The sequence below is a fragment of the Endozoicomonas arenosclerae genome (assembly GCF_001562015.1).
Classification (GTDB): Bacteria; Pseudomonadota; Gammaproteobacteria; order Pseudomonadales; family Endozoicomonadaceae; genus Endozoicomonas_A; species Endozoicomonas_A arenosclerae.
In genome coordinates this window covers 1-14,103 of the sequence record NZ_LASA01000218.1, presented here as the reverse complement: position 1 = coordinate 14,103, position 14,103 = coordinate 1, and the positions used below count along the sequence as shown (strand labels likewise).

Annotated in this window: 12 protein-coding genes and 1 pseudogene; 4 read left to right on the top strand and 9 right to left on the bottom strand. The window is 46.3% G+C overall.

Annotated elements, in window-relative coordinates:
• Window positions 1–169 (bottom strand): transposase (locus tag WG89_RS32485; protein WP_062260605.1); only part of this gene is annotated, 169 nt, incomplete at its 3' end.
• Window positions 170–245: 76 nt separating this feature from the next.
• Window positions 246–1,040, bottom strand: coding sequence for a transporter substrate-binding domain-containing protein (locus tag WG89_RS27765; RefSeq protein ID WP_172806948.1), 795 nt, complete (start codon window positions 1,038–1,040; stop codon window positions 246–248).
• A 650-nt stretch (window positions 1,041–1,690) separates the two neighbouring features.
• On the opposite strand from WG89_RS27765, the gene WG89_RS27760 reads away from it, so the two are divergent.
• Window positions 1,691–1,981 carry a hypothetical protein gene (locus WG89_RS27760; RefSeq protein ID WP_153301879.1) on the top strand — a complete coding sequence of 97 codons (291 nt, stop codon included), beginning with the start codon at window positions 1,691–1,693 and terminating at the stop codon, window positions 1,979–1,981.
• Between the two features lie 3 nt (window positions 1,982–1,984).
• Here the strand turns inward: WG89_RS27760 and WG89_RS27755 are convergent, their stop codons facing one another.
• Together WG89_RS27755 and WG89_RS27750 are read right to left on the bottom strand one after the other, a co-directional pair.
• Entirely contained in the window at window positions 1,985–2,563 is a 579-nt protein-coding gene (locus WG89_RS27755; RefSeq protein WP_062270930.1) for a chalcone isomerase family protein, read from the bottom strand.
• A gap of 96 nt (window positions 2,564–2,659) precedes the next feature.
• Window positions 2,660–3,247 (bottom strand): DUF924 family protein, encoded by a 588-nt coding sequence (locus WG89_RS27750; RefSeq protein WP_062270928.1) that lies wholly within the window; start codon window positions 3,245–3,247, stop codon window positions 2,660–2,662.
• Window positions 3,248–3,396: 149 nt separating this feature from the next.
• Here WG89_RS27750 and lon point away from each other — a divergent pair, with 149 nt between their 5' ends.
• The gene (gene lon / locus WG89_RS27745) at window positions 3,397–5,853 is read left to right on the top strand and encodes an endopeptidase La (RefSeq protein WP_062270926.1); all 2,457 of its coding nucleotides are present in this window, start codon (window positions 3,397–3,399) and stop codon (window positions 5,851–5,853) included.
• 452 nt (window positions 5,854–6,305) lie between these two features.
• Window positions 6,306–9,770 (top strand): hypothetical protein, encoded by a 3,465-nt coding sequence (locus WG89_RS27740; protein WP_153301878.1) that lies wholly within the window; start codon window positions 6,306–6,308, stop codon window positions 9,768–9,770.
• Between the two features lie 12 nt (window positions 9,771–9,782).
• Here WG89_RS27740 and WG89_RS27735 read toward each other — a convergent pair whose 3' ends face one another.
• The 3 genes from WG89_RS27735 to WG89_RS27720 all read right to left on the bottom strand — a co-directional run bounded on the left by WG89_RS27735 (window position 9,783) and on the right by WG89_RS27720 (window position 11,733).
• Complete coding sequence (locus WG89_RS27735; protein WP_062270922.1) at window positions 9,783–10,406, bottom strand: riboflavin synthase; 624 nt, start codon at window positions 10,404–10,406, stop codon at window positions 9,783–9,785.
• Window positions 10,407–10,455: 49 nt separating this feature from the next.
• Window positions 10,456–10,989: an NUDIX hydrolase YfcD gene (yfcD, locus tag WG89_RS27730; protein ID WP_062270920.1), complete on the bottom strand. Its 534-nt coding sequence runs from the start codon at window positions 10,987–10,989 to the stop codon at window positions 10,456–10,458.
• Between the two features lie 267 nt (window positions 10,990–11,256).
• Entirely contained in the window at window positions 11,257–11,733 is a 477-nt protein-coding gene (locus WG89_RS27720; RefSeq protein ID WP_062270916.1) for an aminoacyl-tRNA deacylase, read from the bottom strand.
• Between the two features lie 410 nt (window positions 11,734–12,143).
• On the opposite strand from WG89_RS27720, the gene ppnN reads away from it, so the two are divergent.
• A complete protein-coding gene (ppnN, locus tag WG89_RS27715) occupies window positions 12,144–13,517 on the top strand; it encodes a nucleotide 5'-monophosphate nucleosidase PpnN (protein ID WP_062270914.1) in 1,374 nt (457 codons plus the stop codon).
• Window positions 13,518–13,556: 39 nt separating this feature from the next.
• Here ppnN and WG89_RS27710 read toward each other — a convergent pair whose 3' ends face one another.
• Complete coding sequence (locus tag WG89_RS27710; RefSeq protein WP_062270912.1) at window positions 13,557–13,856, bottom strand: FAD-dependent oxidoreductase; 300 nt, start codon at window positions 13,854–13,856, stop codon at window positions 13,557–13,559.
• 126 nt (window positions 13,857–13,982) lie between these two features.
• Window positions 13,983–14,103 (bottom strand): annotated as a pseudogene (locus WG89_RS32480) (IS5/IS1182 family transposase); the annotation flags it as partial.

Genomic DNA, 14,103 nt, shown 5'->3' with positions numbered 1-14,103 from the left:
GAGGATAAGGAGGTCTTCCGTTGCCACGCTTAGGGTAATAGGGCTCGATTACGGCCTCTAAGCGTTTCCATGGAATCAGAACCTCCATTCTTTCAAGAAAAATTTCCCTACGAGTTCTGCGTCGCTTCTGGCTGAATTCACTGTCGGAAAAAGAGAGTTGTTGGTCCATGACTACCTCTGATCAAGCTGCTGAGATTATTATCTCATGATCAGGGACTTATTCGCAGGTTCCCTATCTAACTGATTTATAGATAATGAGGCATCCACCTGGCTTTTAGCTCATCTATGAGCCCTTGTTTATCTTTAAGCCTGAGCCAGTGATTGATGTAGTTGATCCAGACCTGATCATCCTGCGGCATCATCATTGCCATCATATTGACCTGCTTGGGCCTGCCCTTCTCAACTACCACTAGATTAGGGAAACGAGATTTTAATGACATAGCTTCAAGGTTTGAGGTCAGATAGACATCAGACTGACCCCATATCACTTTCATAAAATCATCATCAGGTCTTTGCACAGGATCAATATTCGCATCAGGAAAAAAAGTGCGCGCCCTGTGTTCAAACACGCCACCCTGAGTCACAACAATATCAACACCCTGACGATTCAAAGAACTCCAACTGGGAAATTTGCTTTTATTCTTTTCCAGAATAATCGGGACGGTCTGAACAGAAAGGTAACTGTCAGAAAAACCAACCCACTTGGCTCTTTCCATATTAATGACAGCACTGGTCGTGAGGTCATACCTTCCTTGCCTGACACCTTCTACCATCGTGCGCCAATGAACGGGAACGAGTGTAAGCTTTACCTCAAGATCACTGGCCAACGCTTTAACCAGATCAATATCAAACCCTCGGTAATATTCACGTGTAGGGTTAAATAAGGAAAGTGGGTCCAAGTCACCTGTCGTCGCTACTCTCAACTCACCTGTACGAAGAATTTCATGCAATCTGGAATCATCAGCCAGGCTTATTGTTGAGATAGAGAAAAGTACAGGCAGGACCGTTAACAGGAAGAACTTTTTCAAAATTTCATCCATAAGACAACTGGTTGAGTACTGATTACTTCTCACTATAAACATACATCAGAGTATAAATAATTGTCTGTCAGGGAAAACAACATTATTACTGCAGAGTTAAGCTCTTATGACTTAAGTCACTGCTTAAGAATTTAATCGTCCTATTAATAAAAACGTTTTTATTGGAATGCGCTACTAATAATCAAGCTAAAAAGACTATCGCCCCCCTGATAACTTTTGACTGCTTATTCAATAATACTTCCCTGACATGAAATATTCTTCAAAACCACCTTTCAAATAAATAACATACTAAAAAAAATAGGCATTTGATTACTCAACATTCGTATGACTTCACTTTCTCATTGTTTCTATTCGAATCAATCCAAGAACAAGCATTATGTTCTCTTCATAATTTACTTACACCATAAGAAATGAATCAGTTAATTAATGCTCATTACAATGCCCTTCTGAAGCCCGAAATATTTGACGACAGACACAGACTTTAAGGGGAACTCCCCTTGTGAAGAGCTGACTTACTTGGTTTAATGCCTCTGCTGAACGCTATATCCAACCCAGTCAAGGAACAAAGTGCCTGATGACGGGTTGGCCAGACGGGAAGAAGTGCATTGCTACACGAAAGCAAGTCTCATCAAGAACACCCACAGAACCCAGTGGATCTTCTGTCCACACTGGCGCCTGTTGAGCAGACAAGGCAGCACCACATCTACCAGTGCCCCATTTATATCTGGCCTGCCAAAGGGAAAGTGCGCTTCAACAAGCATGTGACTCAGGAACAGTGGTTTGTCTATATAGAGTACAAGGATCGGTTCTGCGCCAGCCAGTTTCATGTCTATGAGTTCAAGTCACTGGCCAACGCGGTGCACTTCATGGAAAGCGAGTGCGTAAAAGTAGAGCTATCGGATATTTGCCCTGAGAAAACCCGGCAACACCCTATCAAATGAGCTTCACCCCTTAGCTGTCAGACCAAGGATACCTTCCTTGAACTTCTTGTTGGGCGGTGTTTCACCAATCCAGACTTTCAGGATGGCATTAAACACTTTCTTGCCAGGAATAACGCCTTTCTCTTCTCCGGCTATGATCACCCGGGCGCCTTTACCTGGAATGTACTCAAATGTACCCGAGTCGCCTTTCTTGAGAGTGCCATCGATCATGCTCATAAACTGCCCGATACCCTCTTCCAGTTCTTTCTGCTCTTCCTCTGAGGTATTGATCTGAATCGCCTCATAGAATGCATTCGCAATACGCCTTGCACTCATTTTCGAAAAGAGAATGGTAAAGGTCATACGTTGATAGCTCTCATCGGAGAGTATGCGAGAAACGTCATGGGTAGGGTTTTCGAGATAGAGCGCACCGATATAGCCGTCGACAACCAGATACCAGCTTCTTACTGCCGCCCCCTGAAGCTGAAGCACAGTACCATCGGAGACCTTGACCGCATCAGGAACTTCCATTCCTTTCATGGTCAGAGCGTGAGCAGATTGCCAGAGCGCCATCCCAAATACGACAATGAACAACTTTTTCATAAGTATCCTTTGGGTGTTATTATTATATTTCGCCCGGCTATCTTACAGGAGCTGAGACGTTATTCCCACTCTTCAGAATTATCTCGTGACATAAGCTCAAAATGATGATCCCGGTTGTTCGAGAAAGCTCAATTCTTCACCAGTACTTTCTCTCCCCAGCACCAAATTACGATGCGGGAAACGCCCAAACCGCGCTACAATGTCACGGTGCTTGATAGCAAACTCCAGAGACCCTGCCAGATAAGGCTTGTAGTGTTCTTTTGCTCCTGAGAGAATTTTTTCAAAAAGCTGAATACATTGTTGCTGATCTTCAAGGGATTCACTGTGCATGAAGGGCATGACAAAAAAAGCCTGCATCAATTCCGGAAGCTGAGAAAACTGGCCAAGTTTTACTCCCTCACCCGATAACGAAAGCGCTAAAGCATCATAATAAAATGACTTACTATCCCCTCGATAAATATTTCGGGGAAACTGATCCAGCGTGATGATAGCGGCCAACCGCCCTTCAGGTGATTCCAGCCATTCGTCGCACATTCCGGACTGGACTTTATCGGGCAAGTCGCCGAATTCATTTTCAATCAACCGGTCCTGGGCCTCATTTTTCTTCCACCAGCGGGACATTTGCACATCTCCCAGTGGCTCTCCCTCAAACCAGAAGTCCAGAACTTCCTGGAACGATTTCATTGATTGACTCCCGTATTTCTCATCGACTGAGTGGCACACGCCTTTTACTCAACCATACTTAATTACATCGACCATTGAAATCAATGGAGATGACACCAGATAGTCATTATCCGCATTCCATTCATCCCGAGATTCGATCTGAAAAGACTATGACAGAACAGGACAACCAGGAGCCCGAAGTCATTTCGGCTGACGAACAAGTAGATGATCTGGGTACCGGCCTGGTACTTCCGGAACATGCCTTACCAGACAAACTTTACCTTATTCCTGTCTCTAATAGGCCCTTCTTTCCAGCCCAGGTCCAACCCCTGGTCTTCAGTAGCCATGAATGGGAAGAAACGCTTCAGCGGGTAGCCCAGAGCCCTCATAAAGTAGTCGGCCTGAGTTATGTAGCGGGCATGGCCGGTGCAGGTCATGATGTCAGCCCCGAAGACTTCCCCGATATAGGCTGTACCGTCAAGATTCACAATATCGTTTCCGAAGGCGACCAGATTCAGTTTATTGCCCTGGGAATGCAGCGCTTTCGTATCAAACAATGGCTGCGTAAACGCCCCCCTTACCTGGTACAGGTGGAATACCCTGACAATGTCCAGGACGATACAGATGAAATCAAGGCCTACGCTCTGGCATTGATTCAGGCCATCAAGGAATTAATCCCCCTGAATCCACTTTATAGCGAGGAACTGAAAAACTACCTGAATCGCTTTAGTCCAAAAGACCCTTCGCCACTGGCTGATTTTGCAGCCGCCATCACTACAGCTCCGGGCCAGGAACTTCAGGAAGCACTGGAAACCCTATCCGTTCAGAGACGCATGGAAAAAGTGCTGATACTGATTCGAAAAGAACAGGAAGTAGCTCGCCTGCAGGGCGAAATCAACGCAGAAGTTAATCGCAAAATCAGTAAGCATCAGCGGGAATTCTTTCTGAAAGAACAGTTGAAAGTCATTCAGAAAGAGCTGGGGATTTCAAAGGACGACAGAACAGCAGAGATTGAAGCTTTTGAACAACGGATAGCCGATCTCGACATCCCTGAAGTCCCCATGAAAAAGATCCATGACGAGATGAAAAAACTCTCGATCCTTGAAGTGGGCTCACCGGAATATGCCATCTGCAGAAACTATCTGGACTGGGCTACCTCTGTGCCCTGGGGCAAGTTCTCTGAAGATATCTTTGATCTTTCCCATGCCAGAGAAGTACTTAACTCAGATCACGATGGTCTCGACGATGTCAAAGACCGAATCATAGAATTTCTTGCTGTAGGAGCATACAAACAGGAAGTCTCAGGCACCATCATGTTGCTCGCAGGCCCTCCAGGTGTGGGTAAAACTTCCATAGGACGATCCGTGGCCAAAGCATTAGGCCGCAAGTTCTACCGCTTCAGTCTGGGCGGCATGAGAGATGAAGCTGAAATCAAAGGTCATCGTCGTACCTATGTTGGCGCTCTGCCCGGTAAGCTGGTCCAGGCCCTTAAAGAAGTGGATGTTGCCAACCCGGTCATCATGCTGGACGAGATTGACAAGATCGGTGCCTCATACCGTGGAGACCCAGCCTCAGCTTTATTGGAAGTTCTTGATCCGGAGCAGAACAGTGAATTCCTTGATCACTATCTGGATATGAGAATTGATCTCTCAAAAGTCCTGTTCATCAGCACGGCCAACCAGCTGGATACTATTCCCGGACCATTACTGGACCGTATGGATGTCATCAGACTTTCCGGATACATCACGGAAGAGAAGATGGCCATTGCCAAAAACCACCTCTGGCCAAAGCTTCTAAAACAGGCGGGCCTGAAGAAAAGCCAGATCAAACTCTCCGATGCCACCCTGAAATCAGTGATTGAAGGGTATGCTCGTGAAGCGGGCGTCAGGCATCTGGAAAAGCTGCTGCAGAAGATCATCCGTAAAGTCGTTGTTCAATTGCTGGAAGGTTCCCAGAAGAGTTTGAGTGTCACCACCAAAAACCTTACCGATTACCTGGGCGCCCCCTACTTCAGAAAAGAGAAACGTATTGAAGGGATTGGCGTTGTCACCGGCTTGGCCTGGACCGCTATGGGCGGCGCTACACTGCCCGTTGAAGCCAGCCTTATCCACCACCAGCGAGCGGGTTTCAAGCTTACGGGTAAGCTGGGTGATGTGATGAAGGAGTCCGCTGAAATCGCCTACAGCTTTATTTCAAGTCAGGCCAAAAAATTTGGCATTGATGAAGCCTATTTCGAAAAAGCCTTTATCCACCTCCATGTTCCTGAGGGTGCTACCCCTAAAGATGGCCCTTCTGCCGGTATTACTATGGCAACGGCCCTGGTTTCACTGGCAACGGGCAAAAAGCCTGCTTCTGTGGCCATGACCGGAGAGTTAACGCTAACGGGTAAAGTGCTAGCGGTAGGCGGTGTCAGAGAAAAAGTGATTGCTGCCAAACGACAGAACATTCATACCCTGATCATTCCTGAAGAGTGCCAAAGGGATTACGACGAGTTACCTGACTACATTCGAGAAGGGATGACGATCCATTTTGCCAGTCATTTTGATGATGTCTGCAAAGTGGCTTTCCCAGAGAAGCCCCCTAAAAAGTCCAAGCCTCGCAAAAAGCCCGCCAGGAAGCGCAAATGAGTCATTAGACGCTTCACCTGAAGCTCCACCTTTTTCCACCAGCCAGAAATAACTGTGCCGCCCCTTAGGGGGCGGCACATGATACAATGCTCTAGCAACGAGGGAGACCCCCGTTTGGACACATGAGTGAGCAAGGACAAGTATTAGCCCCCGAGCTTGACTTGTCCATCTTTCGCCAAGAATTTTGAAGCATAAAAACGTCTTTTTTAAGGCAATTTACGTCACTTTATCAAGCGTTCGTTTATTTCAACACTTCACAGCCATTAATCCGACACTTTGCAACAGAGGTAGAACTGAAATCATACTTCAGTCAGCTATATCCACTGACCCGTGATGCCATCAGCTAAGCTGATCTAATGAGTGCCGGAACGATTTCACTCAGCTAAGCCTACAGTTGAAAACTGAAGGCTTAACAACAAAATCCCAAATGGCTCACAATGGACTGTGGCGACATGTCATCACCTCTTACTCCTGGCAGTAATAATTCGCCCCCTCCCCCCAGACCCACTGGCGAGCAAAATACGTCTGGAGACCCAGTCACTGGACGGGATCAACGAGGCAGGCATATCAGTGAGACGACCACTACTACTCAGCTGAGCCATGAACCTTCAGACCAACTAACTTCTGAATCTCCTCATATCAATGAGAGAAAAGCTGAAGGACAACCCTGGTTCTTCCAGCGATGGTACAGAAACTATTTTGGCAAGGAAGACACTACCACTCCCCCTCCTCCTCAGGACCTTGATCTAGATCCTGATGAAGAGGAGAAGCAGACCGGTTACCTTGATTTACTTAAAGGCTTACCCGGCAGAGCTGTCGGAGCACTGGTCAATCTTCCGGGCGCAGGCTATGAGAAAGTGGCCTCTAAGTTGGACAATTTCGTCAATCGTCAGGCCGGCATTGAGATGACCAATGAGGATGAAAGAAGTCAGTGGCGCTCATTGCTCTATGACTTGCTATGCAGTTATACAGGGGTCGTTGTTGATGGGGAACAAACCCCTTTCAACTTTAATGAGATTCTTAAGAAGAATGGCGATAATCCACCCGTTAGAATTACCGCATTAAATTTTGATTCAAAAAGAGTCGTCAAACAATCAGAAAGCTATTTAATCAATGGACAGGTAACAGAAAACCATTTTGAGGTGGGCGACCTTTCCTGTACCGTTGAAATTCCAGTAAAAGATCATCCTCCACTGACGCTTCACTTAAAACTTGAAAACACGACAGTCTCAGTAGGCACTGACATTGGTATCGCCCAGATACTGAAAAACAAGTTCGTTTCTTCTGCTCAAGACAAGACAGCCGTTCAACTCTCAGCGGAAAAAGTAGAAGTCCGATATGAAAACCTGGGCGCCTATAAAGAGCTGGCTTCAGGACCCAGACCCTCAAGAGAATCTGACTGCCTGGTAGGATTTGAAAGTGGCAAGCTCACCATGAAAGGCGTCCGGTTCTGCAAACCTCTTAACATGCTTAAAGCGACATCGGAACAAACATCCGTCCTCACTTTCGACAAGCTGAAGTATGTCAATGATTCCAAGCGTCCTGCATTAGTAGAAGTCAGAAAAGTAAAAGTTCATCACCTTGACGACACTCATAACGGAATTTTTTCCAGCTCGCTGATCATTCATCCCAAAACCATTCGAAACATTCCTTATATTGGCTGGATCCTGGCCCCTCTTTTCTCTGCCCCCATTCACCTCGATGTATTTGCTTTCATGAAGCACGGTGAAGTCAGAATGAAAGATTTGAAACACGGCATCAGTGTTTCCGGAGGAAGGCTGGCTGGATGGCTGGTAAAAAAGGCGCTGACAGACAAAGAAACAAGGCTGGTTCCATACAGGGGAGGAACCGGACTGCAAATCGGCTGGCCATTCGTGTTTGTCGCTTGCAAAATTGATTTGGCTGGTCTCCTCCCAGGAACCCCTGCCACCCGAATTGAAGACCACGACCAGGTCACTTTTGAACGTTTGCATCAAAGGCATGCCCTGGAAGCTTCAGCACAAAGACAACATCCGCAAGACGAAACTTTGTCTGAAGAGAGATTACCACTGCATCATCAACACTTTGAAGCCCTTGATAAGGAAGAAGGCGTACTCATTGTGCCAGACACCTTCAGCAGAGTATTAAGTGGAATCGTCTCAGGCAAGAAAGCGCTATCCCAACCATTAAGGATGGTGCCAAGACTGTTGGAAAAACGTTGCATCGAAGCAGCAAAAGGCGATGAAGCTGCCTGCCATATCCTGCTCCGCTTTGTTCGGGATCAAGAGCAATTTCAACATGAAAGTGACTGCATGATGGCATTGCAGGCTATTCCTGTGTCGTTCTACATCAAAGAAGCCTCTGAAGCAGATGATCAGAAATGGCAATGGCTGGAGAACGTTGCCCACAAACTCATTGCAGTCGATGGACAAAAAGCCTTTGAACTCTACAAACAGTTGTTAAAAAGCAAAGATATTGAAAATGCCAGTGAGCTGGTCACCGATACAGACTGGCTGATTCATCTATCAAAAAACCTTCCTAAAACCTCTCCAGAGGAGAAAGCCCTGGCATTCCGGGTTGCAGAGTTTACTTATAAGTCAAACCCGGAAAAAGCAGAAGAAGTCATCAAACTGCTCATCGACTGGAACAAAAAGAAGCTCTACAAAAACCGACAACTGAGCGCTCTGGTTCAAGACCTGATCAGCAACCATCCCTACTTTGCAGACCCTCACCATCTTGTCTCTTTATTAAACCTGCTTGATCGTAGCCACCCAGGAATCGTTGCCAGTTCATTAGAACACTTCCCGGTACAGACACTCCTACAAAATCTCTGGGTACAGGACAGTATTCAGGCTCATAACACACTGGATTTTCTTAAAGGATTGTTGGTCAAGCATGGTCGATTCAAAGAAGCTGCAGAACTGTTAATCGAGTCGGGGGATCGCAAGCAGGCCGCAAGAATGCTCGAGCTTGGCATCAGGCAAGGTAAGCCTTCAGCTCTGAAAGTAAAAATGGAGCTGGCAGCAAGGGATGAATTACCTGACGATGTGACGGTAGAGAAGGAGGTTCGTCGCCTCAGGCATTTGATAGAAAGCCCGCAAACTTCAGAAGCAATGCGAGAAGCTGCCATATCCGTTCTGGCTGATGTTGTCACAGAGGAATCTCACCCGGAACTTGCAGGCATTTTCACAGAAGGCGTGTTGATGACAGAAGACAAGAAAGCTTCTTTTGTTAAAGCCATCAATAGGTTGTTTGATCTCCAAAATGGGGAAGCACTTTCCCCGAATGATCGCCTGAAAGCCCTGAGCCTGATTGAAGAAGACTTGAATGCTGCACGGACCGACGAGTCAGCCTATTTAAACAAACCTCTGGTGCTGAAGCAGATCCAGGACGCCAATCAGCAGGTTGACCGAGTCATGCAAGTAGTGATGAAAGTAAGAGGACCTGTAGAGACGAATATGCTGGCCGCTCTATACTCTCAAGTCCCTTCTTCCGAAGTCCCCAGCGAAGACAATACAGTTTCTGAGGCGGTACCAGATACAGAGGATGACGGAGAATTCTTCGATGCTCTGGAGCAACCTTACGATCCAGCTACTGATGAGGATCCATTAACAGCTATTCCTGCTGCCCGTCTCGAGCCTGCTGTTGAGAACAGTGAATTGATCGTCGAAGAAGTTCGTAGAGATAGCTCAGAGCCCGTCACAGTGAATGAAAGCGTCCGAATGGAAATAGATGATGAAGAGGAAGAGGACGAAATAGAGATCGCTTCAACCGATTACACGGGTAACCTGGAAGAAGAAACCTCTCTGCTTTCGAGTACTTTCTCAAGCTATGCGTCGCTTCTCAGCCAACCCGTATTCTCCCGCCCCTCAAAAGGTTTCCTCGACCCAAGGCTCAGAGAAGAGTGGGCATCAATACTGGAGATGAGAGCAAACTGAAAAGAAAAACATTCAAGCTGAAGTTTTGCTTTCCAGATACGCTTTTACTGTGTTCACTACTGCCTGAGTCTGACTGTCTATTTCCAGGTTCACTCTGTCACCTATCACAGCACTGCCAAAAGTAGTCAGTCGCAAGGTTTCAGGAATCAAGTGCACACAGAAAGAATCCTTCTCTACTGACTCTCCAATTGTCAAACTGGCTCCATTGAGAGCAATATACCCTTTTGGCTGGATATAATCTTTCCAGATGGGGTCAAACTTAAATACGAGAGTCGTGTTATTTTCTGACTGGACAATATCCTGAATAACCACTGTATCATGGACATGGCCTGATAACAGATGCCCACCGATCTCGTCACCAAATCGTGCAGCTCGTTCGACATTGACCTGACTGCCTTCCTGCAACGCTTCCAGATTAGTAGCTCGCAATGTTTCCTGCATAATGTCGAACGCAGCAAGATTCTTTCCCCTGTCAACTGCAGTTACAGTTAGACATGTGCCATTAACAGCGACACTCGCACCTATCTCCAACCCTTTACACAGAGGCTCATCCAATTGAAGTTCTAGTGTCATGAAATCCTGTTTACGGACAACACTGTGAGCTTTGAATACACCTTTTACAATACCGGTAAACATAATTGACTGCTTTTACTCCTGAGTTTGATAAACGACTTAAGCAAATTAATCAGTTGCCACTGTCTCCATAAAAATGCATAAGCCGCTTCAGAGCCAGAAGGCTGTCAGGAGTGTACTTCCGACTGTAACGATTAGACAGAATCTCTTCGGGGTACTCCATGACTACACCCGCCACCTCTTCTTCCTGGAGAGTCAGATCACCATCATATTGGCAGCTATATACCCTGCCCCACACTTTGCAATCATCATTATGAAAATAGAAATGAAAAAGCGGTTTTAAAGGCGTGTCTTCGATACCCAGCTCTTCAGCTAATTCCCTGACCGCAGCTACATCATAACTTTCACCTTCAGCAACAACTCCCCCAGTGGCCGGCTCAAAGTAACCCGGATAGATGTCCTTGCTTAGAGTCCTCTCCTGAACATAGAGCTGGCCTTTACTGTTAAAAACAAAGACATAAGTAGCCCTGTGGCAGAGCTTCTCTTCCCTCATCTGCCTTCTGGGAACAGCACCAAGAATATGGTTACTCTCATCCACCACGACAACATTTTCTGATGAGGATTGAAGTTCAGGATTGGATGGCATAAACACCAGGCTCCGGATATTCGCTTTATTGTTTACCGTGAGATGACTTCATCACTGAAAGTAACGAAAACCGCTTCTATCACTCAAGGCTTTTGGCTGATAAACATTATTCTGTCGATCAGCGCAGAGGGCAAATGTTTTCTTCTGCAAGGAGTCTCACAGCTAAGCCTGCCTTTTCAGACATTTGACCCACTGACAATGAATCATGATGACATACTGATTCTGAATTTCGAACCGTCAGTAAAGCGGCTATATCACGGATAGCTATCAGGCAATTGCCGCCTTCTGCCGTGCAGAAAGAACCACCGGGTGCACAAGCTCCTGAAAGTCCTGCCAACCCATAACGAGTAACTCCGATGAATCACCGCTGTTAAAAGCTACAAATTTACCTTTATCCAGAGATTCTACAGCATAAACAGGTAAGCCAAATAAACCACCAAAGGGGGGTGTAGCTCCCAGCTCACAATGACCAAAACTTGAAGCGAACTCTTCTTCAGCAGCCAATTCAGCTGTATGACTTCCCGCTGCATGCCGTAACTGACTGAAATTAACTCTTTCTGTAGCGGGCAAGATACATAGAGCCAGCTTGCCATCCAATTTGACCACTACGGTTTTGGCCAGGTTATAGCCACTGATATGAGCTTTCTCTGCAATTTCCTGAGCCGTGAAAGCCGGCGGATGACGACAGGTGGAAAAAGGGACATGGTGATGATTCAGATAGTCCACTACTCTTTGTTCAGCCATTTTCACTACCTCTGGCTAAAGCCTGAAGGGCCGAAATAGGGTGTGAGTGAATACCAAAGATTCAGCTCAGAGAGAAATGACAACATTTCCAATTTGTCAGAGGATTGCCCATCCGTCAAGACTGAAAATAACCTTCACAACCTCATATAATAGTTCTGTGGCCGATAAACTTTTTGATTACAGTCACTCGATTTTTAATCTTGATTCAGGAAACCAATACGTTAATCGAAACCAATCATTAGACCACCAGTCCGTTTCATATCACTTAACATGAAGGTGCGTCTAAACAGAACAGTCTGAGCAAGAAACAGATACTGCACCCACTGAGGGATATTAGCAGCCGTGAGCTCAGAATCGTTTTAGCTACACGATGGCAAAACGATTTTCACGAAAAAAAACAAGGGGGTATCATGACCGCCAGAAATACTGTTTCCACCATTGTTAACCCTGTTGGCTCCATGCGGGTATTATCAAACCGGGAAGTCAGCAGTCTTCAGGATACCAGCCAGAAAGGGCTTCACCGCTTATTCAGACAATGCGCCCTGGCCATTCTAAATTGCGAGCAGGAAGGTGATGATACGGAAGAAATCATGGAGCAATTCCAGGATTTCGACATTCGTATCGTTCAGGAGCACCGCGGACTCAAACTCGAGCTGATCAATGCGCCTGCAGATGCTTTTGTTGCAGGCAAGCTGATTCGCGGTGTCAGGGAAAACTTATTCTCTGTTCTCAGAGACATTCTTTATGTGTCTTCGCACATTACCGAAGACCCAAGATACACCGTTGAGAGTTCAACGGATATTACTCACCTGGTCTTCCAGATCCTCCGACATGCAGATGCTTTTATAACCAAGCAGGTTCCCAGCATCGTAGTCTGCTGGGGTGGACACTCCATTGCCCGCCATGAATATGAATACACCAAGAAAGTGGGTTACCAACTGGGCCTTCGTGGTATGAATATTTGCACTGGCTGCGGTCCTGGCGCTATGAAAGGTCCTATGAAAGGAGCCTATATAGGCCATGCAAAGCAGCGGATTTCTCGCGGACGATTCATTGGCTTGACCGAACCGGGCATTATTGCCGCTGAATCCCCCAACCCGATTGTTAATGAGCTGATCATCCTGCCGGATATTGAGAAACGTCTGGAAGCCTTTGTTCGTCTTGGCCATGGAATCACTGTCTTTCCCGGCGGGCCGGGAACCTGTGAGGAAATTCTCTATATACTGGGTATTCTGCTTAACCCTGCAAACAAGGAAATTCCTTACCCGCTGGTTTTTACTGGCCCCGAAGAATCCAAAGAGTATTTTGAAAAAATTGATGAGTTCATTGGCAATACTCTGGGCGAAGAAGCACAGTCCCGATATCAGATCATCATTAATGATCCTCTTGAAGTCAGCCGGGTCATGCGCAGTGGGCTGGAGCAAGTCACACGCTTTCGCAGAAAGCACGGCGATGCCTATTACTTCAACTGGCTGCTGCAAATAGAAGAAGAGTTTCAGGCACCGTTTGATCCTACTCATGAAAACATGGCGAACCTGCAACTCTCTACCGACTTGCCTCCCCACCAGCTAGCGGCCAATCTAAGACGAGCTATGTCTGGCATTGTGGCAGGCAATATAAAAGAAGAAGGGGTCATCCAGATTAGGAACCGTGGACCTTATCAACTGGAAGGTGAACCTGCCCTGATGAAGCAAGTAGACAGCCTTCTGCAATCCTTTGTCGATCAACACAGGATGAAGTTACCCGGCAGTCACTACGAACCCTGTTATGAAATTAAAAGTTAATCACTTTTAATATGGGCGGAGATTACCCTTCGCCCTCATTTATTCTTCCTTTTGAAACCTCGAGAAGCTGAACAGTTTCTGACTGTCAGATACTGTCCCATCCAGAACAATCTGCCTGATCATATTCCCAACCACAGGTGCAAACTTGAACCCATGGCCTGAAAAGCCACCCGCAACAACCGCATTTTGATACCCGGGTAATTGATCAATAATGAAATGGCTGTCAGGTGTATTGGTATAGAGACAGGGCTCTTCACGAACAACTTCCGGATTCAATCCAGGTAGATATTGTTTGATCACAGACTGAATCTCCGAAAGATTCCGTCGCTTATCCTCCACTAGGGAACCTGCGAATAACCTCTAATTTACTTCCCTTCTTGAATCGAGTTCGAAGTAGGACTGAAATCAGAGGTCTCAACCCCTTATTTGTATGATATTTAGCCACTTTCGTGACTTCAGGGCGGACTAACCCTGTGCCCGGATCATTTGATCCAGTCGAACAATATTCGCCAGGGCAAATAAAGTAGACAGTTTATTGTCATTCTTCTTCAAACCTCGATACCTGGCTTTTATAAATCCAAATTGA

Excerpts from the sequence above, each read along its gene's own strand:
- WG89_RS27765 (WP_172806948.1), bottom strand. The coding sequence starts at position 1,040 with ATGGATGAAATTTTGAAAAAGTTCTTCCTGTTAACGGTCCTGCCTGTA.
- WG89_RS27755 (WP_062270930.1), bottom strand. The coding sequence starts at position 2,563 with ATGAAAAAGTTGTTCATTGTCGTATTTGGGATGGCGCTCTGGCAATCT.
- WG89_RS27750 (WP_062270928.1), bottom strand. The coding sequence starts at position 3,247 with ATGAAATCGTTCCAGGAAGTTCTGGACTTCTGGTTTGAGGGAGAGCCA.
- lon (WP_062270926.1), top strand. The coding sequence starts at position 3,397 with ATGACAGAACAGGACAACCAGGAGCCCGAAGTCATTTCGGCTGACGAA.
- WG89_RS27740 (WP_153301878.1), top strand. The coding sequence starts at position 6,306 with ATGTCATCACCTCTTACTCCTGGCAGTAATAATTCGCCCCCTCCCCCC.
- WG89_RS27735 (WP_062270922.1), bottom strand. The coding sequence starts at position 10,406 with ATGTTTACCGGTATTGTAAAAGGTGTATTCAAAGCTCACAGTGTTGTC.
- yfcD (WP_062270920.1), bottom strand. The coding sequence starts at position 10,989 with ATGCCATCCAATCCTGAACTTCAATCCTCATCAGAAAATGTTGTCGTG.
- WG89_RS27720 (WP_062270916.1), bottom strand. The coding sequence starts at position 11,733 with ATGGCTGAACAAAGAGTAGTGGACTATCTGAATCATCACCATGTCCCT.
- ppnN (WP_062270914.1), top strand. The coding sequence starts at position 12,144 with ATGACCGCCAGAAATACTGTTTCCACCATTGTTAACCCTGTTGGCTCC.